This is a genomic window from Phycisphaeraceae bacterium (assembly GCA_019454185.1).
Classification (GTDB): Bacteria; Planctomycetota; Phycisphaerae; order Phycisphaerales; family UBA1924; genus JAHBWV01.
Genome location: CP075368.1, coordinates 2,942,413 through 2,965,547 on the forward strand (window position 1 = coordinate 2,942,413; position 23,135 = coordinate 2,965,547).

Genomic DNA, 23,135 nt, shown 5'->3' on the forward strand with positions numbered 1-23,135 from the left:
CACAGAGCACACAGAGAAAGACCATGACAAAGCCAATGGGAAGTGGAAATGGGCATCGGGATCTCGAACGTCCCACACCAGCTTGGTGCCCTTCACACGTTCTCCACTCTGTGCCCTCTGTGCCTCTGTGGTGAGTCCATCTTCTCTGTGGTGAGTCCGTCTTCTCTTTGCTGCGTCCCTCGTCCCTCCGGAGCTCCCATGACACTCATCATCAAGATCGGCGGCGGCGAGGGCATCTCCCTCTCTCCGATCCTCACCGAACTCGCCTCACTCATCCGTGCCGAGCCCGCGCTTCGCGTCGTCCTCGTCCACGGCGGCTCGCACGAGACCAACGTCCTCTCTGAAAGACTCGGCCACCCGCCCCGCACCATCACCAGCCCCAGCGGCCACACCAGCCGACGCACAGACAGAGAGACCCTCGACATCTTCACCATGGTCTACTGCGGACGCGTGAACAAGAGCATCGTCGAACACCTCCAGCGCGAGGGCGTCAACGCCGTCGGACTCTCCGGCATCGACAGCGCGATCTGGCGCGGCACACGCAAGGCCGCCATCCGCGCCATCGAACAGGGACGCACCGTCATCATCCGCGACGATCTCAGCGGCACCGTCGATCGCGTCGACGCCGACTTCCTCAACCTCCTGCTCGACGCCGGACGCCTCCCCGTCCTCACGCCCCCCGCCATCACCGACGACGGCATCGCCATCAACGTCGATGCCGACCGCGCCGCCGCCCGCACCGCCGCCGCACTCGGCGCCGACGAACTCCTCCTGCTCAGCAACGTCCCCGGCGTACTCCGCGATCCGCGCGACCCCGGCTCACTCATCTCCCGCGTTGACGACACCACCATCGAATCCGCCCGCGCCGCCGCAGCGGGTCGCATGAAGAACAAGGTCCTCGCCGCGGAAGAAGCCATGCGAGGCATCGGAGGGCGCCCCGTTCCGCGCGTTGTCATCGGCTCAGCAAACGGCGAGAGCCCCATCGCATCGGCCCGGGCCGGCGCGGGAACAACCTTCCACGCCTCGCCTGCAGGTGTCGCATGAGCAGCGCCACACACACGCCCGCGGCGCAGCAGCCCGCCCACACCTCTCCCGCATGGTCCGACGACCACGCGCTCGACACGCTCCACGATCTCGTCGCCATCCCCAGCGTCAGCAACAGCGAGCGTGCCGCAGTCGAACGCTTCGTCACGCACGCCCGCGCGCTCGGCATGGAAGCAGAGATCGACGAGGCCGGCTCCGGCATCGCGACCCGACGCGGCGACGATCCCCTCGCAGAAATCATCCTCCTCGGCCACATCGACACCGTCCCCGGCGACATCCCCGTCCGCATCGAGGGCGAACGCACCGACCACGCCGACACCCGCATCCTCCGCGGCCGAGGCAGCGTCGATGCCAAGGGCCCGCTCGTCGCCATGCTCTTCGCCGCCGCCCGCGCAACCCTCCCGCCGGGCGTCACCCTCCGCGTCTGCGCCGCCGTCGGCGAAGAGACGCCCCACTCACGCGGCGCACGCCACATCGCACGCACCTTCCGCCCCGATGCATGCATCATCGGCGAGCCGAGCGGCTCCGACGGCGTCACCCTCGGTTACAAGGGCCGCCTCCTCGTCCACATCGATGTCGCTCAACCCTGCCACCACAGCGCAGGCCCCGGCGATTCCGCGCCCGACGTTGCGCACGCCGCGTGGGCACGCATCCTCGAACTCATCACATCACTCAACGCCGCGAACACCGCCGGTGATGCGTTACCGCGCGCCTTCGACATCATCCAATCCTCGCTCCGCTCGCTCGCGTCCTCCTCCGATGGCCTCACCGACCGCGCAACGCTCGTCGGCGGCTTCCGCCTGCCCCGCTGGATCGCGCCCGCCGATCTCCAATCCCGCATCGACTCTCTCCTCGCCGACACCCATGGCCTCACGCTCCGCTTCGAAGGCCACGAGCATGCCCACGCCGTCGATCGCAACGATCCCGTCGTGCGCGCCCTCTCCTCCGCGATCCGCTCGCTCGGCGCAACGCCCCGCCCCAAACTCAAGACCGGCACCGCCGACCTCAACGTCGTCGCGCCGATCTGGAACTGCCCCATCGCCGCCTACGGACCCGGCGATTCCTCCCTCGACCACACGCCGATCGAGCACCTCCCCGTCGCCGAGTATCTCCGCGCCATCCGCATCCTCACCCGCGCCATCGAGTCGCTCGCATCGGAGCTGCTCACCACCCGCGCCCGGGAGCCACGCGCATGAGCGGGCTCACACTCACCGAGAAGATCGTCTCCCTCCACCTCTCCCGCGGCTCTGCCCCCGCGCGCCAGGGCGACTTCGTCCTCATCCGCCCGCGCCGCATCCTCACGCACGACAACACCAGCGCGGTCATCCCCAAGTTCCACGCGCTCTTCGAGTCCCGCGAAGCCGCCGCGATCCACGACCCCGGGCAACCCGTGCTCGCGCTCGACCATGACATCCAGAACCACACGCCGGAGAACCTCGGACGCTACGCCACGATCGAGCGCTTCGCCCGCGCCCACGCCCTCGAGTTCCATCGCGCCGGCTCCGGCATCGGCCACCAGTTGATGCTCGAACGAGGCCACGTCATCCCCGGCTCGCTCGTCGTCGCCTCCGATTCCCACGCCAACGCCTACGGCGCGTTCGGCGCGCTCGGCGCGCCCGTCGTCCGCACCGATGCCGCCGTCATCTGGGCCACCGGCCACACGTGGTGGCACATCCCGCCGGTCATCAACGTCCGACTGATCAACGCGCTCGCGCCGGGCGTCACGGGCAAGGACATCATCCTCTCCCTCTGCGCCCGCTTCCCACGCGATGCCGAGAACGCCGCCGTCGAGTTCACCGGCGACGGGCTCCACACCCTCTCCATCAGCGACCGCATCGCCATCGCCAACATGACCACCGAGTGGGGCGCGATCGCCTGCATCATGGAGCCCGACGACGCCGTCGATTCCACTCTCGCCGCCCGAGGGCTGCATCCGCACACATGGGCCGATGCCCCGCGCCGCGCCGATCGCGATGCTCGCTACGCCCACACCATCGACCTCGATCTCTCATCCATCGAGCCCACCATCACCGGGCCGAACCGCACCGATCTCGCGGCACCCGCCTCAGCGTTCGCCGCACGCCGCATCCCGATCGACGTTGCGTATCTCCTCTCCTGCGTGAACGCGCGCCTGCCCGATCTCGCGCAAGCCGCCGATGTCGTCCGCAACCGTCGCATCCAACCGCGTGTCCGCTTCTACATCGCCGCCGCGTCCGCAGAGATCCAGCGCGACGCCGAGGCCCATGGCATCTGGCAGACATTGCTCGCCTCCGGCGCAACCCCGCTCCCCAGCGGCTGCGGCCCCTGCATCGGCCTCGGCGAAGGCACACTCAAGCCCGGTGAGACCGCTATCTCCGCCACCAACCGCAACTTCCCCGGACGCATGGGCGACCGCTCCGCCCAGGTCTACCTCGCAAGCCCCGCCGTCGTCGCCGCCTCCGCCCTCGCCGGATACATCACGACGCCCGCGCTGCTCGACGATGCAGAGACCATTCACCACCGAGGCACAGAGTTCACAGAGAAGGACACAGAGCGTAGAGAGAAGCAGACGGATCCGAGAGAGAGGGCAGTGCCGGAAGACATGACACGATCGAGTCTGGATGTGAGCCGGGTGCCACCAGTTCCCGCTGAACACCGTGAGGCGGAACTGGTGTCTCAGAGCACTGCGTCCACTCCTCATTCCCCATTGCCTCTTGCTCCCGCCCCCACTCTGTGGCCCTCCGTGGCCCTCCGTGGTGAACTTCTTCCCTCCCCCGCCTTTCAACCCTCGGTCCCTTCGCCCCTCCGCCCCTCTGCCCCTTCTTCCACTCCCCCCCGCACCATCCTCATCCCAGAGCCCGACATCTCCACCGATGCCATCTACGCCGGGCGCCACACCTACCGAAGCGACATGACACCCGCCGAGATGGCCGCCGTCATCTTCGAGAACCTCGACCCCACCGACACTCCGCCAATCACCCCGCACATCTCACGCGCCGACATCATCCTCGCCGGTCGCAACTTCGGACGTGGCAGCTCGCGCGAGCAGGCCGCCACCGCGCTCAAGCACGCCGGCATCGCCGCCGTCATCGCCGTCTCCATCAACGCCACGTACCTCCGCAACGCGATCAACAACGGCCTCCTCGTACTCGAATCTCCCGAACTCGAACCAATCTTTCCTCTCCTCTTGAACCCCGCATCACCAACACATCCGCGCCTCGGCCCATCCGCCACGCTCGATCTCGACGCCTCAACACTCACGCTCCACACAGCACCCGCCGACGAACCCGCCTCGCGCATCATGCTCGCGCTCCGACCCCTCGCACCCTTCATGCGATCCCTCCTCGCCTCGGGCGGCGTGGAACTCTGGGCCCGCGCCACACTCCACAACACGCACGCCACCGCAGCTCGCAGCGGCCCAATCACGTCATCTGCCCAAACCTCACCCACAAACCTTCCTGTTCCCAGCATGTTCGCTGTTCGCTCTTCGTTGTAACCCCGTTCCCCTCCGCGTCACTCCGCGCTCTCCGTGTTCTCTGTGGTTTCTTATGAATCCCATCCCACACATCACGCTCCTCCCCGGCGACGGCATCGGACCCGAAGTCACCCGCGCTGCGCACCGCGTGCTCATCGAAGCCGGGCTCAACGCCACCTTCGACGAACACCCCATCGGCTGGCGTGAGTGGTGCGAGCACGGGGACCCGCTCCCGCGCGCAACACTCGACGCCGCCCGCGCTGCCGACGCCATCCTCATGGGCGCGATCACCAGCAAACCCGAAGCCGATGCCGCACGCGAACTCGCCCCGCATCTGCGCAACCAGGGCCTCCGCTACCGCTCACCCATCGTCCGACTCCGTAAGGAACTCGATCTCTACGCCGGGCTGCGCCCCGCCCGCGCCTGGTGCGGAATCCCCTGCGCCCACCCCGACACCGACATCCTCACCGTCCGCGAATCCACCGAAGGGCTCTACTGCGGCATCGAGATCGACAACCTCGAGCCCGACCACGCCGCCCTCATCCACCACGGTCTCGCAACCATGCGCGAACACGCCCGGGGCCGCATCGCACTCTCCGCGCGAGTCACCACCGAGCACGCCTCGCGCCGCATCCTCCGCATCGCCTTCCAGCAGGCACGCCTCCGCGCGCATCAAACCGGCACGCCCGCCCGTGTGACCCTTCTGGAGAAGCCGAACATCCTCCGCGCCACCGGCACCGTCATGCTCGACGCCGCTCGCGCCGTCGCCGCGGACTTCCCCGATGTCACGCTGGAGATCGACAACATCGACGCCGCGTGCATGCACGCCGTCATGGATCCGACGCGCTACACCGTCGTCGTCGCCGAGAACCTTTTCGGTGACATCTTCTCCGATCTCGCCGCTGGGCTCACGGGCGGCCCCGGGCTCGCCCCCTCCGCCGCCATCGGCGACCGCCACGCCCTCTTCGAGCCGGTCCACGGCTCCGCGCCCGACATCGCAGGACGCAACATCGCGAACCCCATCGCCGCGATCCTCTCCGGCGCGATGCTCGCCCGCCACATCAACCAGCCCGACGTCGCCGATCGCATCGAGCGCGCGGTCGGTGCAACACTCGCCAATGCCGACCCATCCACCCTCACCCCCGACCTCCGCGGCCGGGGCTCAACCACAATCCTCACCGACGCCATCCTCCGAAACCTCTGGTCCAACGACGACAAACGGGTGGGTGAGTAACAGAGTCACGAAGTCACGAAGTCACGACCAATCCTCCACTCTTCGCCTTCCGCTTCTGCTCATCCGCCTCCCATCCTCTCCGCGTCCTCCGCGTTCAACTGCTGTCTCACCTTCCTTCGTGCTCTTCGCGACCTTCGCGTTCATCCCTCCGCGTCACCCCCCGATGTTTGGCCATCTGCTATTTGCTATTTGGAGATTTCCATGTCCTCCCCCGCCTCCCGCTTCCGCATCATCGAGTCCACCCTCCGCGAGGGCGAGCAGTTCGCCAACGCATTCTTCACCACGCAGCAGAAGATCCGCATCGCCACCATGCTCGACGCCTTCGGGGTTGATTACCTCGAACTCTCGAGTCCCGCGGCTTCCCCCGCCTCCCGCGACGACTGCGCAACCATCGCCTCCCTCGGACTCCGCGCCCGCATCCTCACCCACACCCGCTGCCACCCCGACGATGTCCGCCTCGCCATCGAGACCGGCGTCCACGGCGTCGACATCGTCATCGGCACCTCCTCCCAGCTCCGCCGCTTTGGCCACGGCAAGTCCATCGACGAGATCATCGCCCTCGCCCGCGATGTCATCCCCATCGCCGTCGAGGCCGGCGTCGAGGTCCGCTTCAGCACCGAGGACTCCTTCCGCTCCGACATCGCCGACATCCTCCGCGTCTACGAGGCCGTCGCGCCCCTCGGCATCCATCGCGTCGGCATCGCGGACACCGTCGGCATCGCCGATCCCTTCCGCGTCGCCGAGGTCGTCCGCGCCGTCCGCGGAGCCATCGGCCCCGCGCTCGACATCGAGTTCCACGGCCACAACGACACCGGATGCGCCGTCGCAAACGCCTGGGCCGCCCTCCACGCCGGCGCCACACACATCGACACCACAGTCCTCGGCATCGGCGAACGTAACGGCATCACCTCGCTCGGCGGCATCATCGCACGCCTCTACGCCTCAGAGCCAGAACTCATCCGCCAGCGCTACCGACTCCCGCTCCTCCACGATATCGACCACGCCGTCGCCCGCCTCTGCTCCATCGACGTCCCCTTCAACTCATGCATCACCGGCTTCGCCGCCTTCACACACAAGGCCGGCATCCACGCCAAGGCCGTGCTCAACGACCCCTCCGCCTACGAGGCCCTCCGCCCCGAAGACTTCGGGCTCTCCCGCTACATCCACGTCGCCCACCGGCTCACCGGCTGGAACGCCGTCCGCGCCCGCGCCGAACAGCTCGGGCTCCGGCTCACCGACGAACAGGCCAAGGTCATGACCGCGGAGATCAAGGCCGCCGCGGATGTCGGACACCTCACCCTCGACCACGTCGATGCGATCATCCATCGCCACGTGAACGCACACGCCGCATCGCCCACCCTCGCGCCTGTCGCCATGGTCCCAACCACACCATCGAGCCCACAACCCGCGCTCATCCCCGCCTAACCAACAATCTCTCTTTGGTCCTTTGGTCCTTTGGTCCTTTGGTCCTTTGGTCCTTTGGTCCTTTGGTCCTTTGGTCCTTTGGTCCTTTGGCCCTCTGCCCCTCTGCCCCTCACTCCATCATCAACCGTCCTTCCTTGCCCCATCCCGCAGTCTGGCCCTTTGCTATGTGCTATTTGGCTCTTTCCTTCCCCCCTACCCCACCTCATTCAACACCGCAAGCAGTTCCGTCCAGTTCGCCGCGCTCAGCAGCCGCTCCACAGCCGCCTCATCCTCGCACACATGCGCCACGCTCGCCAGAAGGCGCAGCTGCAATTCCGCGTTCTCCAGCGGCGTCACAAGCAGGATGATCAGCCGCGCCGGCTGCCCGTCCCGCGCGTCAAAGTCGATCCCGCGCCGCGCCCGCCCGATCACCACGATCGGCTGCGCCAGCCCCGCGATCCGCGCGTGCGGAACCGCAACGCCCAGCCCGACACCGCTCGACACCAGCCGCTCGCGGGCACGCGCCGCAGCAGCGATCACCTCCGCGTCCAGCGGCGTCTTCGACACGCCAGACGCCACCGCCGCCAACTCCGCGATCGCACCGTCGCGATCCGTCGCGCTCATCGCCTGCACAAACTGACGCGGACCGGCAAAGTCCCAGAACCGCACCGGCTTCACCCGCCCGATCGCACGCTGCATCAGCGACCCGCTCGTCATCGAGGTCACGAGCGCCATCACCACCAGCGCGACAAACATCCGCTCGCCGATCAATCCCGCCTCGAGCGCGAGCAGCCCCAGGATGATCTCCATCGCGCCCCGCGCGTTGAGCCCGAACGCCACGGCCCACGCCTCGCGCTTCTGGAACCCCGTGAAGCGCGAGAAGAGCATGCACCCACCCACTTTCCCCACCGTCGCCACCACCAGCACGATCAGCACCAGCACCAGGTCGAAGTTCTCCAGGAAGTCCACCCTCAGCCCGATCGAAGCGAAGAAGAGCGGCGCAAAGATGAACGAGACAAACTGGTCGATCGTCTCCCGCGTGCTCTGCCTGAGGTGCCGCGAGTCACCCAGCGCGATCCCGAAGATGAACGCCCCGAAAATCGCGTGAACCCCCAGCCACTCCGTGAACGCAGCGCACAACGCCGCGCCCGTCGCCGCAAACCCCAGCACGCTCCCCGGCACGCTGGCGTGGGCGTGCAGCCACGGCAGCGCGCGATCGACCGCCGCCCGCCCCAGCGTCAGCATCACACCCGCGAAGACCAGCGTCATCGTCACCGTCTGCCAGAGCTCCGGCCCACCCTCCCCCGCGCGCCCCATCAACGCGAGGATCAACGCAAAGACCAGCCACCCGACGATGTCGTTGAACACCGCCGCCGCAATGATCGTCATCCCGATGTCCGACTTGAACATCTGCAGATCGATCAGGATCTTCGCGACCACCGGCAACGCGCTGATCGCCATCGCCGTCGCAAAGAAGAGCGGGAACGTCAGCTCGCTCGCCTGCACCCCCGCGTCCATCGTCACCGGCAGCAGCCACGCCAGCGGGAACGCCATCACAAACGGCACCACCATCCCGCCCACACCCACCGACATCGCCGCCCGCCGACGACGCCAGATCGTCGAGAGATCAACCTCCATCCCCGCGACCAGCAGGAACAGCATGATCGCCACCGTTGTCAGCGCGTGCAGCGACACAGGCAGCGGCCCCTCCGACGGAAAGAGCGACCCCTGCGCCGACGGCCACACCGCACCCAGGATCGTCGGCCCCAGCAGAATCCCCGCGAACAACTCACCGATCACCGCTGGCTGCCTCAGCTTCCGCGCCACCTCGCCCAGCAGCCGCGCCGTCCCCAGCAGCACACCCAGCGCCAACAGCAGCGTGATGATCTCCGAGTGAGAGAGCCCGTTCATGTCCCCACTCCGGGCGCGGCCTCACCCTTCTTCAGCCGCCTGAACAGCAGCACCGAGCACGGGAACTGCTCCAGCAGCGTCTCGGTCGGGTGCCCGAAGAACCTGTCCAGCACGCCCAGGCGCCGATCGGGCGCGGGCATCACCAGAAGATCCGCACCCACGCGCTCCGCGTACCGCGCCGCCTCCTCACCCCCGCGCCCCGCCATGCACTCGGTCCGCAGCGCAACCCCAGAACGCTCCAATGCCCCCGCACCGTCCGCCACGCCCAGACGCCGCGCACACTCCTCAAGAAAGTTCGCCAACTCGAACCGCGTCGCCGTCTGCTGCACGTGCTCCCACCGCTCCGAATCCGCCCCCGCCGCACCCGTCGTCTCGCTCATCCGCGCCGAGTAAGGGTCATACTCACGCACCACATGCAGCTCGCGCGCCCCCGCCCCGATCGCCAATCTCGCCGCGGCTTCCACCATCGCCCGCGAGCGATCATCGAACATCACCGACGCCACGATCGTCCGCGCCACGCCCTCCGGCGGGAACCTGTGAATCGACAGAAACAGCGACCGATCCGCGTTCCGCGCCAGCCGCCTCGCCACCGAGCCCACAATCCCCGTGAACAGCGGATCGCTCTTGAGCGCGCCCGCAAACACCAGGTCCGCGTCGATCCGGCGCGCCTCCTCCAGGATCACCCGGTCCGGCGTCCCCTCGCGCCCGATCACCTCCGCCGAGCCGAGCATCGCCTCGTCCCGAGCACCCTCACGCACGATCTCCACCACACGCTCCCGCTCCGAACCCGCGTGCAGGAACGTCAACTCCGCGCCGCACGACCGCGCCAGACGCGCCGCCTCACGCACCACCAGCCCCGCGCTCGGCGAAACCCCCACACACGCCATCACACGACGAAACGCGCCAACCCCAGGGCCGCCCGCACCGCCACCACCCGCCACACACTCCGGCTTTGTTGGCGCACCCTCGTCCATCGCGGCTCCTCTCGCGCACGACCCGGGCCTCATCCCGCCCGCATCCGCGCGGATGCTACGCCGCCGACGCCGCCCCAGCATGCCATCCCATCGAGGCCGTCGCGGAATGGACCGCCGCTCACCGCGACCCGCCGCGCCGCTGACGCTCCAGATCCATGATGAATCGCTTCGCCTCGCCCGCGAGCACGAACGAACCCGTCACGACGATCAGATCGTCACGCCCCACCGCCCGCGCCGCAAGCCGCAGCGCCTCAGGCAGCGTCTCCGCGTGCTCGGCCATCTTCCCGCTGGACTCAACAAACCGCCGATGCAACTCGCGCGCTGCCACCGCACGCGGGCTCGACTCCGACCGCGTAAAGATCACCTTGTCCGCCCCCAGCGAGACCTTCTCCAGCATCCCGCCAACATCCTTGTCCGACGCGCACCCGAACACCATCACCATCGAGTCGTACCGCACGTGCGCGCCCACCGCACGAACCAGCGCCTGCACGCTCTCAGGATTGTGCGCCCCATCAATCAAGATCCGCGGCGAGCGGCAGATCATCTCCATCCGCCCTTCCGATCGCGTCTTCCTCAGGCCCTCCGCGACCTTCACCTCGCTCGCGTCGAACCCGCGCGTCCGCAGACGATCCAGAATCGCCAGCACAAGCCCGCAGTTGAACGCCTGGTGCTCACCCTTCAGCGGCGCGGGCAGATGCTCGTAACTCGACTGCGTCGTCGTCAGCGACACACGCACATGAGGGCCGAGCCCGTGCCCCGCCTCCACGCGATAACTGAAGTCGATGTCCTCCTTCAGCACGCTCAGCGGCACACCCGCCTCCACCGCCTTCGCCCTGAACACCTCCAGCACCCCGGGCGCCTGAGGCACCGTGATCGCAGGAACACCCGGCTTGAAGATCCCCGCCTTCTCCCCCGCGATCTTCTCCAGCGTGTCACCCAGAAGCTGCGTGTGCTCCAACTGGATCGACACCAGCCCGCACACCTCCGGCGTGATCACGTTCGTCGCGTCCAGACGCCCCCCCAGCCCAACCTCGATCACCGCGATGTCCACCGCCATGTCGCGAAAGTGCTTCAACGCAAGAGCCGTCAACAACTCGAAGTACGTCGTCTCTCCATACCGCTCGCGGATCGACGCCGCCACAGTCGCGACCCGCCCGAGGCCGCTGCGGAACTCCTGCTCCCCGATCACGCCCTGGTTGATCCGGATCCGCTCGCGAACATCCACAAGATGCGGGCTCGTGTACAGCCCGGTCGTGTACCCGGCCTCGGCCAGGCACGCCGTCAGCATCTCGCAGACGCTCCCCTTCCCCTTGCTCCCCGCCACGTGAACGAACCGAACCTCACGCTCGGGATTCCCCAGCCCCTCCATCAACGCACGCATGCGATCGAGATTGAATGTCTCAGGTCCGACATCCTTCGGACGAATCCGCTCCACGCTCGGAGCCCGAGAGAGATGCCCGATCGCATCCGCATATGTCGAAAAGACAACCGGGCGAGTGTCGGCTTCTTCCGACTCATCGCTTCCAGCAGCGCGCCGCGTCTTGCGCCCGAGTCCCGTTGCACCTGTCCCCATGGCGATGCGATTGTACGAATCGAACGATCAAAGCCAAGAGTAAATCCGACGATCGGACAGGAATTCATGCTCCCCACTCACCCCACACGCCTCCGCCCGCCCCGCGACGCGACGCGTCGCGCACTCTCCACCAATCGTCCACATCGCGCCGACGAAACGCTCACCCGGATCTCACACCACGGGCTTCCGCGCATTGATGATGAAGTCGGTCGGCACAACCTCGCCGCCGCCGGACTTCACCAGCATCGCGATCTGCCCTCTGTGGTACGCGCCGTGCAGCAGCACGTGCGTCAGCGAATCCTCGATATGCGTCGTCCAACGCTTCCCGTCGATGCTTGCGTAGTCATACGCCTGACGCAGCTTCGCCTCAGATAGATTCGCCAGCCAGTCCTGCCACCACGCACGAACCTCCGACAACAGACGCTCCAGGTCGTTGATCCCGAACCCGGTCGGGAAGACGTCCTTCGCCTGCGCCGAGTTCCCCACCGCCTCCGCACCACCGATCCGACGCAGCCACTCACGCCGCGCCACCAGCACGTGCGCCATGATCCCGATCGCCCGCTCCTGCTCGGGGCCGGGCTGCGCAGAGCGAATCGCCGAGATCGCCTTCGCGTTCGACTCGTCGTCATACTCAAACAAGCGCCGGAATCGCAGGTACATGCAAACTCCCTTCACGCCGCGCCCGACCCGGACGGTCCGCCGCCGCAGCCAACCACAGTATGCCAAGCCGACCCAGCCAATGAAAGCGCCCCAACCCCGATTCACCTCACAACAGCGCACAAACGACGCATATCAGGCCGTCGCCAGTTCAAGGCACCACCGAGGCCCGTACACCGTCTGCCGCCCGATCTTCACCTGCGTCCCCCCGTACCGCCCACGCCGCACCAACCTCACCTCCGACCACGGAATGCTCATCCGCGGCATCCCAATCCACCGCGCCGTCAGCGACGGATCAAGATGCAGATACGACGCATCCACCGTCACGTGGATCGAATACCCCATGTTCATCATCCCGATCTTGAAAGACTGAAACTCCTTCCGCACCGCCCCCGGCTCCGGCTCAACCGCAGGATGACCCTCCCCCAGTTGCCTCAGCATCATCCCGCACGAGCGCAGAATCGCACACACCACGATCGTGTCGATCACCACAAACAACGTGATCAGAATCGTCGCGATCACCCAGGGAGGCATGAAACCAGTCTACTCCTCACACCCCGACCTCGTCCGCCAGGGGCTCCACCGACTCCTCACCCTCGCCCGACCCCTCACCCCCACTCGAAGCAACACCCGCAAGCGCATCCACCGTCGGCGCTGTCGCCAGGGGCTTGCCCGATGCGTCCGTCAGCGGCTTCCCATCCGTCGTCTTCACGATCGGCGCACGGTTCGCCGCCTCGTGCGCTTCCATCTTCTTCAACAGCTCCGCGCGCGTGGGCTCATCCAGCTCCGCCCACTTCCCTCTCCCGCGGCACTTCGGGAACCGCGAGCACCCCAGCCACGGACCACGCACGCCCGAACGCAGATTCAAAGGCGACTGACACGCCGGACACGGCAACTCCGTCAACAACGCCGGAGGTGAGGGCGCAACCACCTTCCCCTTCCGATCGATGTTCAGAATCCCATCGCACGGATTCGTCTTGTCCCCATACCGCGAACACCCCAGGAACGGCCCGAACCGCCCCACACGCTTCGTCATCGCCGCGCCGCACTTGATGCACGCGATCGGCACCGTCTGCGCCGCCGGACGCGGCACGCCCTCCCGATCCACCGGGCTCGCATAGTTGCACGCCGGATACGTCGAGCACGACAGGAACCGCCCGTTCTTCCCGAACCGATACACCGTCGGCGCGCCGCACGTCGGACACCGATACTCGTCCGGCGCAGGCACCAACTCCGCCTTTGCGTGCCCCATCGTCTCGTGCGCGTGCTCCAGCGCGTCCGTGAACGGACCATAGAACCGGTTGAGCATCTCGACCCAGTCCAGATGCTCCTCCTCCACCTTGTCCAGTTCCTGCTCCATCTCGCGCGTGTACCCGACATCCATGATCTTCGGGAACGCCTCCACCAGCTTGTCCGTCACCACCTCGCCCAGGTCCGTCGCATAGAAACGACGCTCCTGCTGCTCGACATAGTTCCGATCCTGGATCACGCTGATGATCGACGCATACGTCGAAGGACGCCCGATCCCCTCCGACTCAAGCATCTTGATCAGCGACGCCTCCGTGTACCGGGGAGGCGGGCTCGTGAACTTCTGCACCGGCTCAACGCTGAACGGCGCGAGCCGCTGCCTCTCCGAAACCGAGGGCAGGATCTGCTCGTCCGCCGCCTTCGGCACGCCCGAAACCCTGTAGAACCCGTCGAACACCAGCGTCCGCCCCGTCGCCCGGAACGTCACCGGACGCTTCGGATCCTTCCCGCCGCGGATCGTCACGGCCGTTGAATCCCATTGCGCCGGCGTCATCTGGCACGAAACAAACCGCTCCCAGATCAGCGTGTACAGCCGGAACTGATCCTCCGACAACGCCCGCTTCACCTTCGACGGCGGATACTCCAGCGATGTCGGACGGATCGCCTCGTGCGCCTCCTGCGCGCCCTTGTTCGACGATGAATAAAAGTTCGGCTTCTCCGGCAGATACTTCGCCCCGAACGACCGCTCGATGTACGAGCGCACCATCTCCAGCGCATCCCGCGAGATGTTCGTCGAATCCGTGCGCATGTACGTGATCAGGCCGACCGGCCCCTCACCCGGAATATCGATGCCCTCGTACAACTGCTGCGCCGTCTTCATCGTCCGCTGCGCCCCGAAGCCCAGGCGGTTCGCCGCCGCCTGCTGCAGCGTGCTCGTGATGTACGGCGCGCCGGGGCGCGACGATGTCCGCTTGGTCTCGATCCCCGAGATCTCGTAGGGCGTCGCGGGATCGATCTCCCCCGTCATCGTCCTGATCTGCTGCGCCGGCCCGCGCCCCTTCGGATCACGCCTCACGTCGATCCGCACATTGCGAAGCCCCGCCAGCTCCGCGACCTCGCGCGCCCGCGCCGCCAGCCGCTCCCCATCCTCGCCCTCACGCGCCTCCAGCCCGACCTTCTCTCCCCCGACCTCCACCAGCTCCGCGCCGATCCCCCCGTGCTCACCCAGCCACGCGTTCTGCATCTTCACCGTCGGCGGGTTCCCCTTGTCGTCACGCCGCGCCATGAACGCCGACCAGTCGCGCACCAGCCCCGATGCCCCCGCAACATCCGCCGTGAACTGGCCGGAGATCGACCACAACTCGTCCGGCACGAACGCCCGGATCTCACGCTCACGCTCCACCACCAGACGCACCGCCACCGACTGCACACGCCCCGCCGACAACCCCCGCGCCACCTTCTTCCACAAGAGCGGCGACACCTGATACCCCACGATGCGATCCAGGATCCGCCGCGCCTGCTGCGCATTCACCCGATCCTCATCGATCGGATGCGGATTCCCGAACGCCTTCTCGATCTCGCTCTTCGTGATCGCCGCGAACACCACCCGCTTCGCGCTCTTGGAATCAACACCCAGCTCCTGCGCCAGATGCCACGCGATCGCCTCGCCCTCGCGATCCAAGTCCGTCGCGAACCAGATCTCGCGCCCCGAAGCAAGGCACTCCTTCGCCGCCCGCTTCAACTCCGCGATCACCTTGTCCTTCCCCGACAGCACCTCATACGTCGGACGGAACCCGCGCTCAAGATCCACACCCGGCACCGGGCTCTTCACGCCCTTCGGGTTCTTGCTCGGCAGATCACGAACATGCCCGATCGACGCCACCACCAAATACTGAGGCCCCAGATACTTGTTGATCGTCTTCGCCTTCGATGGCGACTCCACAATCACGAGATGCCGGTTCTTCCCATCACCCGGCTTCAGACCCAACCCGCGCGATGGACCGAATCTCCCCCCCCCACGTCCACCTCTACCACGTCCCCCACCACCGCCCCCGCCCTTCGCCCCAGCTCCCGCGGCGTCCCCCTCCGCCGCAGCGCCCGCAACCGGCGCACCCTCACCCTTTGGCTTCGCCGCACGCTTCGTCCCGCCCGCTTTCGAGGCCCGCTTGGCCATATCACCCCTGCCGATCACACCGAGTGTTCCAAACCACAACCAAACAACAGACCCGCCATCCCGGCCATACCTTCCGATCCCGCACGGGTCGCTTTGGACACAGTGGAGAGAGAAGCCCCAGGAAACGCCCGAGTCAAGCCGCCTCTCAGCGGCCCAACCTACCACTATGCATGAAAGTGTGCGCAAACCCCACGGATGTTCGGGATTTGATACCAACAACGACACGGGCTACAGCGTTTGGATCCCCAGTTCGCGCGCCCTCTGCTTCAACTGATCATCCAGTGTCGCCAGCGGCACGCCGCACCGCATCGCCAATTCAAGATACGCCGCGTCATATGTACTCAACTCCAACCGATGCGCCAGCGGCACAATCGTCGTCCAATCCCGCTCGATCGAGGGTGGATCAAAGCGGATCGGAAACGAAAGAATGATCTGCTGCAGACGCGTCTGCGTGTCCAGCGTGATCCGCCCCGTTCGCACCGCCTTGCGCACCGCGTTGCACACCTCAAGCGACCAGTTCGGCGGCACCAACGCATCCTCATCCCGGAATCGATCCGCTATCGCCCGCGCCACGGCCGCCTGCTCCTCGGCCAATAGCCACCCCACCGCGACAGACGCGTCCAGCACAAACTGGGCCCGCATCAGAACCGCCTCCCGTCCTCGATCAGTCCCCGGATCTCCGAACGATCCAGCGGCCTGATCGGACGGATCGCGCGAAGCCCCCGCAACGCATCCTCCAGCGACATCGGCGGCCGACGATCCTCCGGCGGCACAAGCCGCGCAACCACCCGCCCGTTCTGAGTGATCGCGAAACTCTCCCCCTCCCGAACGTGATCGAGCAACTCGCCAAACGCCCGACGGGCCTCAGTGCTCGGAATGTTCTGCACCATGTGATGTCCCCCTTCAATACACAACAGACATCATTCTAGCACAATGTGCGCAATATTGCACACTTTGCACAACTATCGCCTCAATATAACGGGTTATCGGACGACATATACCCCGCATCGCCGAGACGCTAACCACCATCGGCACCCGGACCACGCGACGCCTCCCGTTACAACGCCGGCGGCTCGACCCTCGCCCCACGGTATAGTGATGCCGTGGACGAGATCATCTCCAACCCCAACATACTCGGTGGCACGCCGTGCTTTGCGGGCACACGCGTCCCCGTTGACGCCTTCTTCGACCACCTCCGCCGCGGCTACACCATCGACTACTTCATCGCTCAGTTCCCCACCGTCACCCGCGCCCAGGCAGAGGCCGTCCTCGACAATGCCCGTCGTCACATCCCCCTCGATGCGCGACGGGTCGCGGGATGAAACTCCTGCTCGATGAGAACCTGCCACACGATCTCCGCCACTTCATGGCAGGGCACGAGTGCTTCACCGTCGCCTTCATGGGGTGGCGCGGCGTTGAGAATGGTCACCTGCTCGCGAAGGCCGCTGAGAACGGCTTCGATGTCGTCCTGACCAAAGACACAGGCGTCGCATATCAGCAGAACATCAAAGATCTCCCGGTTGCGCTCCTGATTATCAAGGCCAAGAGCAACGCACTCGACGACATCCGGCCACTCGTGCCCGCGATCCTCGACGCGCTCGCTTCGCTCTCACCCAACACGCTCACCACCGTCGGCACCTGACCCCACAACACCTCCCGCTATAACGCCGGCGGCTCGACCCTCGCCCCACGCTCCCACCTCGTCCGCAGCGACTCCCCGTCGTACCCCACCCCGCACTCCGGGCACGTCCCCTCCGCCGCCGACTCCCGCAGGTCGTACCCGCACTCCGGGCAGAAGCGGTACCCGTGCGCACGCAGCCGGATCATCCGCGTGTAGTGGTACCCGCTCCGCTTCACCATTATCCCCGTGAAGACCAGCACGCCAACGACCATCGCCGCCGCCATCGCGATCATCGCCGCGGGCGGCAGGGACGTAAACCCAACAAATGGATTCAACATCGCGATGACGGCGACGCACAGCAGAGCCGCCACACCGAACCCGATCGCCAGTCGGCGCGACCCAAGGTCCATTCCCTGGCGCGCGTTCCACGCCGGCTTTCCATCCTTCCCCACTCCGAAGCCGAGAACGTGCGCATAACTCCCCGTCCACGTCTGGACCAGCCACGGCATCGAGTACTGCTGGCCGCACCCGCCGCAACACGCCTCGCCCCGCTCCGCATCGCTCGGTGGTGCCAGCGTCGCCACGCACTCCGGGCACGTCATGAATCCCGCTCTCTCAATCGCCTCAAAGTCGCGCCGGTCGCGCTTCGCAACCCACGAGCCGAGCAACCCAGTCGTCGGCCCCACCGCGATGAACACCAGCATCGCGAACTGCGGCGGCAGCACCCCGAGCTTCACCAGCACAAACGCCGCCACCAACCCAACCAGCATCGGCGCAACGCCCATGATGAGCGCCGGAGAGATCACCGCCCGCGCGCTCAACGGCCTCCACCGCTTCGCCGCCGCAGACTTGGCGTCCGTCCCCTCCCAGTGCTTCAGCAGCGACTCGGGCGTGTACGCTTGGCCGCACCCCGGACACCCGCCCTCGGGTTCGCACAGCCGCAGATCGCCGCGGCACTTCGGGCAGAGCCGATACCAGTGCGCGCGAGCCCTCGCCCGCCTCATCCGATACATCGCCACCATCGACGCGATCGGAGCGCCCAGCGCGAGTGCGCCCAGACTCACCGCGCCCCCGATCCGCCACCCCATGCCCGGAATCATCACCACCACCAGCCCCGCGCCGTACACCACAATCGAGAGCATCACCACCCACGGCGGAACCCACGCGCGCAGCCACATGCCCCGCGGCATCTCCATCGGACTCCTTTCTTGTGTGCGCGTTCTCAAGAGGTTGCTCGCTCGGGTCATTCCACCCTCCCCCACCAGTCCGCCAGAGACTCCTTGGAAAACGCCTCGCCGCATTCCGGGCACGCACCTTCATCCCCGATCCCGCGCAGGTCATGCAGACAATCCGGACACAGCCGCCCGCGCGCCTCACGCAGCGGCCCCCGCACCCGCCGCACCCGGGCCGCATCGAGCGTGAGCGAAGCGACCGCATCCGCCAGAAACACCAAGGGAACTCCAAGCATGCAGACACCAAAGACCGGCAGGAGCGGCATGGCCGCGTGAAGATTGACCATAGTCATGGCGTGGTGAACCGTTCCGAGCGTGATCATCACCGCGGCCATAACAAATCCCGCCCCCCAAAGAAGCGCCCGCCTCCTGCCGATTCTTCGTCGTGACGCCCGATCAAACTTCCACACACCCCTCTGTGCGGTTTTCCCGTATACACGTCGCCACGTCTGACGAAGTTCATCCGCGCCATAGTGCTTCGCGCAGTCGGGGCAGGCGATCTCGTCATTCCATGCGGCGGCCGACGCGGGAATCTGAGCGAGGCATGCGGGGCATCGCATGAATCCGGCTCGTTCAATCTCCGTGTACTCGCGCCGCATCTTTCGAAGAGTCAAGAACACTGAACCGACGAGCGAACCCAAGGCGATCGCAAGACCATCATCCCGCAACCAATCCACACGGCTGGCGTCAACGACGAATGCCGCCAACATGGCAGTGAAACCCAAGCCCGCGGCTCCCGCACACACCAGCACCGTCCACGGCAAACGCCCCCACCTCATGCAGACCGGCAGCACCCGCCGCTCGCGCACGCGATCGCCGCGCCGATCCCTCGGCCCCGCGCCCTCGGCTTCGCTCACATCCCTTTCCGCCATGCACCACACCTCACGCGCCGTCCGCGCATCGCCCACAAGCAGCATATCGAACTCTCTCTCCCGACAACCCGCTCTCCGTGCCATCGAAATCGCCACTCGTCGCGACTTCGATGCTGACATCCCTGCCTCACCAAACAAGTTCTCCGCCCGAACGACACATCCTTCGAACCACGTGTCACTCACCGAACGCGATGCCCCCGAGGCACACAGCGCCGACAGAATCCAGCCCAGCCCGTGAGGGCTGGGTTCAAGATCCCCCGCGCAGCGCATCCTCAGTGGAGCGGGGCGAACGCCCCCGACTCTCATCTACATCCATACTCCCACCCCCTCTTCTCCGGACACTCTCTTCTCCAGGCACCCTCTTCTCTAGGCACCCCCTTCTCAGGACGCTGTCTTCTCCAGGCACTCTCTTCTCCAGACACCCTCTTCTCTAGGCACCCCCTTCTCAGGACGCTCTCTTCTCCAGGCACCCTCTTCTCAGGACGCTCTCTTCTCCAAGCACTCACTCCTCCGGGCGGCCCGGAGGGCCGCGGGTGTGTAGCCGCGGGTGAAGGTCGCGCTTCGCGACCGGAACCCGTGGAAAGCAACACCCAAGCCAACCCGCCCCGGAGGGGCGGAGGACGATACACGCGATCCCCGTACAACCGCACCTACACAGAGACTTCACGCATCTCAATCACATTCGCCCGATCGCGCTCTTCAGCACGAAGTTCTGCTGGCCACCGACACCCCAAAGGGAGCCCCGGGCGCGAGAGCTTTTTGCGTCATCGCTTCATTGCCTGTGTGTGTCGATCAAGGATGATGATGGCTTGGATCCATCGACGGACCCGCTCGATGCCGCGCACGTGCGGCGGGATAAGCCCCACATGGTGGGTCATTTCCAGGCGTGCAAACACACGCTCGATCACGCGCCGGAGTGACAGCAGGCCCCTGCCGAAGCCCGTCATGCTCTGCTCCAGCATGTCGATGGCTCGACGGCGGTCCGGATGCGTTCCGGACCGCCGCACGCCGCGACCCACGCGGCAGTCCTTCCGCGGAACCACCAGTTGTCCGCCCTTGCACGCGCAGAGTTCATAGAGCTTCACGCTGTCGTAGTTCGAGTCGGCCAGCACATACCCGTTCAACTCCATGTCTCGCATCATCCGCTTGGCCATCACTGCTTCATGGCAGTGCATGGGCGTGAGACGCCAGGAGACGATCGAGCCCGCGAGATCGCAGATCGCATGGAGCTTGTAGCCGCGCAGTCCCCATGCGCCGAAGGTCGCGGTCCGGTCTCCGGAGTGCGAGGCGACGCGCAGGGCCTTGCCGTCAAGAGCCAGCACCAACGCTCCCGATGCAGAGACCAGATTCTCCGCCTCCGCCGCGGCAAGTAACGCCTGGACGCTGGTGGTTCTCAGCCGCCGGCTCATCCTGCTTGGCGAGGGCAATCGACCACGCCGCCACAACGGCCATGCATCGCGTCGGCACGCCCAGGAGGTGGGTCGTCGGTGCAAGACGGCCCAGAGAAAGGTCAGCACGATGTCCGCATCGGTGAAGGTGAAGCGACCGCCACGCGGGCTCCGATCCAGCTTCCGCACGCTCGCCGCCAACACCCTCCAACTCGCGTTGTCCATGCTCGGTCTCCTGTCTGGCAGCTCCACCAGTGGGACCGAGCATGGCATGAGCCATCAGATCGCGCAAGTCTCCACAATGGAAACCCTTGGAACACATGGCGCAAAATGCTCGCGAGCCCGGGGTGTTGCGTCTCCGCATCACCGCTACCTCACCCAATCTCACTCACATTCACCCGATCGCTAATCGCTCTTCCGCGCGAAGTGCCGCTGACGACCGATGCTCTCGCTTCCGACGCTGCGGAGCAGCGAGCGATGGTTGCCAGACGCGAGGCGCGGCCCGAAGGGCCCGCCGCTGCGTCTGGTACAAAGCCCCCGCGCAGCGCATCCTTAGAACGCCTTCGAGTCGCCGGAGGCGACTGAACTCTCCCCGGGGGGGTGCGGAGGGGCAAGTGGGGGGCCGTGCCACACATCCTGCATCCACGTCCCACCTCATACACCTCGACACTCATCGCGACGCCTCACCCACGCCGCGTGGTAGCATGTTCCTCGAATGACCGATCAGCAGCCCCTCCCACCCACACCTCACGATGCCACCGCGTCCCCATCGCTGGCGCGCCGCCTGCTCTCGCCCGAGAATGTCGCGGGCGCCATCTCTCTCTGCGCCGCTCTCGGCGCATTCTGGTACATCCGCGCAGTGCACCCGTGGATCACTCCCCTCCTCGCCCCGCTCTTGATCGGTGCATACATCGTGCTCCATTTGATCCAGCGCCGCGCAACTCGGCGCCTCTACCGCGAAGCAGCGTCCACGGGCTTCCGCCGCTGCACAAGCTGCCTCCATGATCTCTCAGGCCTCGCCGACGAAGGCATTTGTCCGGAATGCGGCGCCGCATACGAACTCGCGTCGCTCGAGCACGCCTGGAAGCTCGCGGCACACGTCCCCACACGCATCGAGGGCGAGGTCTACCGCCCACTCTCAAGATTCCGCAGCGCCCGCCGCATCCCTTTCACCGCGACCCTGACATCTCTTGTCATTCTCATCGCCGGTGTCGCTTCGCTCATCCTCCGCTCCCGGAACGGTCTCGTCGAGCATCGCGATCTTGTGATCCTGCTGTTCGCCCTCATCCCGCTCGCGCCCGCGGCTCTCTTGTCTTTCGTGCGGAACGACCTCGCATACCTTCTTCGCCTGCGATTCCGCGTCTGCCCCCGTTGCCACATGCCGCTCCCGAAGCGAAGCTCCTCGGGTGCGTGCGCCAACTGCCGCCTTCCATGGGACGCCAAGTGGCTTGAAGAGACCTGGCGCAAGGTGTACGCAAAGCCCGGGCAAGAAGGCGATGCGCCATGACCGACTCGCAGTCCATCCGCGACGCCTATTGGACCGACACGCTCTGGAAGCGTCGATCACTCAGCGCACGCGTCACCAAGGTGGGCGCATGGTTCTTTGCACTCCCGCTTGTCCTCTCGTGGATCATCCTTCCAATCGTGCGTGGCGGCTGGATTGGCGTCGCGGTCTCGCTCCTTCTCATTGCCGCGGTGCTTGGCGTGGGGCATCTGATGGAACGCCCCAAACGCTGTGCCGCCCAGCGACTGGTCCACGCACGAACTAACCAGTACCGCATCTGCCCCTGCGGCTACGACCTCGCCGGTTCGTCGATCGAAGGGCTCTGCCCCGAATGCGGCAAGCAGTACAACCCGCAATCACTGAAGGAGCACTGGGAGGGCGGCACCTACGAACAAGTCATCGCCAAGACCTGGCCACCCATCGGCGAACGCCGCATGTGGCGTGCGCTCAAGTGGTGGCAACTCGCAACCATCCTCGCCGTGCCAGGCTCATTCTTCCTGATCCCATCGACCCTGCCGCGCGGGGGCACGATCCTAGCGATCGCCTTTCTCGCCGCCGCCGTCTCTCTCCTCCTCTACATCCTCCGCGGCCACGTCTTCGAGTGGCGAGCCCTCGCGCGTCAGCGCTTCCGTCGCTGTCCCTGCTGCCTCCGCTCACTCCGTACCGCACCAGACACGGGCGCCTGCCCCAACTGCCGCATCGAGTACACTCCCGATTGGCTCGAACGCACGTGGGCACTCATCTACCGAAAGCCCGGCGCGTGATCAGCAAGTGCGAGCAGCAACAGGCGATGCGACATCCCCGCGCAGCGGCATCCATAAAACGCCTTCCCTCTTTGGTGGCACC

21 protein-coding genes are annotated in these 23,135 nt (G+C 66.3%); 10 read left to right on the forward strand and 11 right to left on the reverse strand.

Annotation, left to right across the window (positions count from 1 at the left end):
* The first annotated feature begins 198 nt into the window (after positions 1–198).
* The 5 genes from KF838_12525 (at position 199) to lysS (ending at position 7,157) form a co-directional block, all read left to right on the forward strand.
* Positions 199–1,044, forward strand: a complete 846-nt coding sequence (locus KF838_12525; protein QYK47603.1) for a [LysW]-aminoadipate kinase — start codon at positions 199–201, stop codon at positions 1,042–1,044.
* Positions 1,041–2,240: a [LysW]-lysine hydrolase gene (locus tag KF838_12530; protein QYK47604.1), complete on the forward strand. Its 1,200-nt coding sequence runs from the start codon at positions 1,041–1,043 to the stop codon at positions 2,238–2,240. Before KF838_12525 ends, KF838_12530 begins: the two co-directional genes overlap by 4 nt.
* Complete coding sequence (locus KF838_12535) at positions 2,237–4,519, forward strand: hypothetical protein (protein QYK47605.1); 2,283 nt, start codon at positions 2,237–2,239, stop codon at positions 4,517–4,519. The genes KF838_12530 and KF838_12535 overlap by 4 nt, the downstream gene beginning before the upstream one ends.
* A gap of 52 nt (positions 4,520–4,571) precedes the next feature.
* On the forward strand, positions 4,572–5,732 hold the full coding sequence (locus tag KF838_12540) for an isocitrate/isopropylmalate dehydrogenase family protein (GenBank protein ID QYK47606.1): 1,161 nt from the start codon (positions 4,572–4,574) through the stop codon (positions 5,730–5,732).
* A 201-nt stretch (positions 5,733–5,933) separates the two neighbouring features.
* Complete coding sequence (gene lysS, locus KF838_12545; GenBank protein QYK47607.1) at positions 5,934–7,157, forward strand: homocitrate synthase; 1,224 nt, start codon at positions 5,934–5,936, stop codon at positions 7,155–7,157.
* 192 nt (positions 7,158–7,349) lie between these two features.
* Here the strand turns inward: lysS and KF838_12550 are convergent, their stop codons facing one another.
* The 8 genes from KF838_12550 to KF838_12585 all read right to left on the reverse strand — a co-directional run bounded on the left by KF838_12550 (position 7,350) and on the right by KF838_12585 (position 16,562).
* Entirely contained in the window at positions 7,350–9,047 is a 1,698-nt protein-coding gene (locus KF838_12550; GenBank protein QYK47608.1) for a cation:proton antiporter, read from the reverse strand.
* Complete coding sequence (locus KF838_12555) at positions 9,044–10,021, reverse strand: universal stress protein (protein ID QYK47609.1); 978 nt, start codon at positions 10,019–10,021, stop codon at positions 9,044–9,046. Before KF838_12555 ends, KF838_12550 begins: the two co-directional genes overlap by 4 nt.
* Before the next feature lie 118 nt (positions 10,022–10,139).
* Entirely contained in the window at positions 10,140–11,594 is a 1,455-nt protein-coding gene (locus KF838_12560; protein ID QYK47610.1) for a bifunctional folylpolyglutamate synthase/dihydrofolate synthase, read from the reverse strand.
* 171 nt (positions 11,595–11,765) lie between these two features.
* Positions 11,766–12,254: a DinB family protein gene (locus tag KF838_12565; protein ID QYK47611.1), complete on the reverse strand. Its 489-nt coding sequence runs from the start codon at positions 12,252–12,254 to the stop codon at positions 11,766–11,768.
* Between the two features lie 132 nt (positions 12,255–12,386).
* The gene (locus tag KF838_12570; GenBank protein ID QYK47612.1) at positions 12,387–12,785 is read right to left on the reverse strand and encodes a hypothetical protein; all 399 of its coding nucleotides are present in this window, start codon (positions 12,783–12,785) and stop codon (positions 12,387–12,389) included.
* Between the two features lie 16 nt (positions 12,786–12,801).
* On the reverse strand, positions 12,802–15,672 hold the full coding sequence (gene topA, locus KF838_12575; protein ID QYK47613.1) for a type I DNA topoisomerase: 2,871 nt from the start codon (positions 15,670–15,672) through the stop codon (positions 12,802–12,804).
* Between the two features lie 228 nt (positions 15,673–15,900).
* Positions 15,901–16,314: a type II toxin-antitoxin system VapC family toxin gene (locus KF838_12580; protein ID QYK47614.1), complete on the reverse strand. Its 414-nt coding sequence runs from the start codon at positions 16,312–16,314 to the stop codon at positions 15,901–15,903.
* On the reverse strand, positions 16,314–16,562 hold the full coding sequence (locus KF838_12585) for a type II toxin-antitoxin system prevent-host-death family antitoxin (GenBank protein QYK47615.1): 249 nt from the start codon (positions 16,560–16,562) through the stop codon (positions 16,314–16,316). The genes KF838_12580 and KF838_12585 overlap by 1 nt, the downstream gene beginning before the upstream one ends.
* Positions 16,563–16,775: 213 nt before the next feature.
* On the opposite strand from KF838_12585, the gene KF838_12590 reads away from it, so the two are divergent.
* Both KF838_12590 and KF838_12595 read left to right on the forward strand, forming a co-directional pair.
* Entirely contained in the window at positions 16,776–16,994 is a 219-nt protein-coding gene (locus KF838_12590; GenBank protein QYK47616.1) for a DUF433 domain-containing protein, read from the forward strand.
* The gene (locus tag KF838_12595) at positions 16,991–17,314 is read left to right on the forward strand and encodes a DUF5615 family PIN-like protein (GenBank protein ID QYK47617.1); all 324 of its coding nucleotides are present in this window, start codon (positions 16,991–16,993) and stop codon (positions 17,312–17,314) included. Before KF838_12590 ends, KF838_12595 begins: the two co-directional genes overlap by 4 nt.
* Before the next feature lie 17 nt (positions 17,315–17,331).
* Here KF838_12595 and KF838_12600 read toward each other — a convergent pair whose 3' ends face one another.
* Together KF838_12600 and KF838_12605 are read right to left on the reverse strand one after the other, a co-directional pair.
* Positions 17,332–18,483 carry a hypothetical protein gene (locus KF838_12600; protein QYK47618.1) on the reverse strand — a complete coding sequence of 384 codons (1,152 nt, stop codon included), beginning with the start codon at positions 18,481–18,483 and terminating at the stop codon, positions 17,332–17,334.
* A gap of 53 nt (positions 18,484–18,536) precedes the next feature.
* Positions 18,537–18,860 (reverse strand): hypothetical protein, encoded by a 324-nt coding sequence (locus tag KF838_12605; GenBank protein ID QYK47619.1) that lies wholly within the window; start codon positions 18,858–18,860, stop codon positions 18,537–18,539.
* 373 nt (positions 18,861–19,233) lie between these two features.
* Between KF838_12605 and KF838_12610 the strand changes: the two genes are divergently transcribed.
* Positions 19,234–19,635, forward strand: a complete 402-nt coding sequence (locus KF838_12610) for a hypothetical protein (GenBank protein ID QYK47620.1) — start codon at positions 19,234–19,236, stop codon at positions 19,633–19,635.
* A gap of 526 nt (positions 19,636–20,161) precedes the next feature.
* Here the strand turns inward: KF838_12610 and KF838_12615 are convergent.
* A complete protein-coding gene (locus KF838_12615; protein QYK47621.1) occupies positions 20,162–21,010 on the reverse strand; it encodes a transposase in 849 nt (282 codons plus the stop codon).
* 490 nt (positions 21,011–21,500) lie between these two features.
* On the opposite strand from KF838_12615, the gene KF838_12620 reads away from it, so the two are divergent.
* Both KF838_12620 and KF838_12625 read left to right on the forward strand, forming a co-directional pair.
* Positions 21,501–22,292: a hypothetical protein gene (locus KF838_12620; GenBank protein ID QYK47622.1), complete on the forward strand. Its 792-nt coding sequence runs from the start codon at positions 21,501–21,503 to the stop codon at positions 22,290–22,292.
* Positions 22,289–23,053 carry a hypothetical protein gene (locus KF838_12625; GenBank protein ID QYK47623.1) on the forward strand — a complete coding sequence of 255 codons (765 nt, stop codon included), beginning with the start codon at positions 22,289–22,291 and terminating at the stop codon, positions 23,051–23,053. Before KF838_12620 ends, KF838_12625 begins: the two co-directional genes overlap by 4 nt.
* Positions 23,054–23,135: the final 82 nt, after the last annotated feature.

Coding starts and splice junctions, on each gene's coding strand:
- KF838_12565 (QYK47611.1), bottom strand. CDS start 12,254: ATGTACCTGCGATTCCGGCGCTTGTTTGAGTATGACGACGAGTCGAAC.
- KF838_12525 (QYK47603.1), top strand. CDS start 199: ATGACACTCATCATCAAGATCGGCGGCGGCGAGGGCATCTCCCTCTCT.
- KF838_12600 (QYK47618.1), bottom strand. CDS start 18,483: ATGCCGCGGGGCATGTGGCTGCGCGCGTGGGTTCCGCCGTGGGTGGTG.
- lysS (QYK47607.1), top strand. CDS start 5,934: ATGTCCTCCCCCGCCTCCCGCTTCCGCATCATCGAGTCCACCCTCCGC.
- KF838_12550 (QYK47608.1), bottom strand. CDS start 9,047: ATGAACGGGCTCTCTCACTCGGAGATCATCACGCTGCTGTTGGCGCTG.
- KF838_12530 (QYK47604.1), top strand. CDS start 1,041: ATGAGCAGCGCCACACACACGCCCGCGGCGCAGCAGCCCGCCCACACC.
- KF838_12560 (QYK47610.1), bottom strand. CDS start 11,594: ATGGGGACAGGTGCAACGGGACTCGGGCGCAAGACGCGGCGCGCTGCT.
- KF838_12540 (QYK47606.1), top strand. CDS start 4,572: ATGAATCCCATCCCACACATCACGCTCCTCCCCGGCGACGGCATCGGA.
- KF838_12555 (QYK47609.1), bottom strand. CDS start 10,021: ATGGACGAGGGTGCGCCAACAAAGCCGGAGTGTGTGGCGGGTGGTGGC.
- KF838_12595 (QYK47617.1), top strand. CDS start 16,991: ATGAAACTCCTGCTCGATGAGAACCTGCCACACGATCTCCGCCACTTC.
- KF838_12620 (QYK47622.1), top strand. CDS start 21,501: ATGACCGATCAGCAGCCCCTCCCACCCACACCTCACGATGCCACCGCG.
- topA (QYK47613.1), bottom strand. CDS start 15,672: ATGGCCAAGCGGGCCTCGAAAGCGGGCGGGACGAAGCGTGCGGCGAAG.
- KF838_12570 (QYK47612.1), bottom strand. CDS start 12,785: ATGCCTCCCTGGGTGATCGCGACGATTCTGATCACGTTGTTTGTGGTG.
- KF838_12605 (QYK47619.1), bottom strand. CDS start 18,860: ATGGCCGCGGTGATGATCACGCTCGGAACGGTTCACCACGCCATGACT.
- KF838_12580 (QYK47614.1), bottom strand. CDS start 16,314: ATGCGGGCCCAGTTTGTGCTGGACGCGTCTGTCGCGGTGGGGTGGCTA.
- KF838_12615 (QYK47621.1), bottom strand. CDS start 21,010: ATGGACAACGCGAGTTGGAGGGTGTTGGCGGCGAGCGTGCGGAAGCTG.
- KF838_12625 (QYK47623.1), top strand. CDS start 22,289: ATGACCGACTCGCAGTCCATCCGCGACGCCTATTGGACCGACACGCTC.
- KF838_12585 (QYK47615.1), bottom strand. CDS start 16,562: ATGGTGCAGAACATTCCGAGCACTGAGGCCCGTCGGGCGTTTGGCGAG.
- KF838_12610 (QYK47620.1), top strand. CDS start 19,234: ATGGCAGTGAAACCCAAGCCCGCGGCTCCCGCACACACCAGCACCGTC.
- KF838_12535 (QYK47605.1), top strand. CDS start 2,237: ATGAGCGGGCTCACACTCACCGAGAAGATCGTCTCCCTCCACCTCTCC.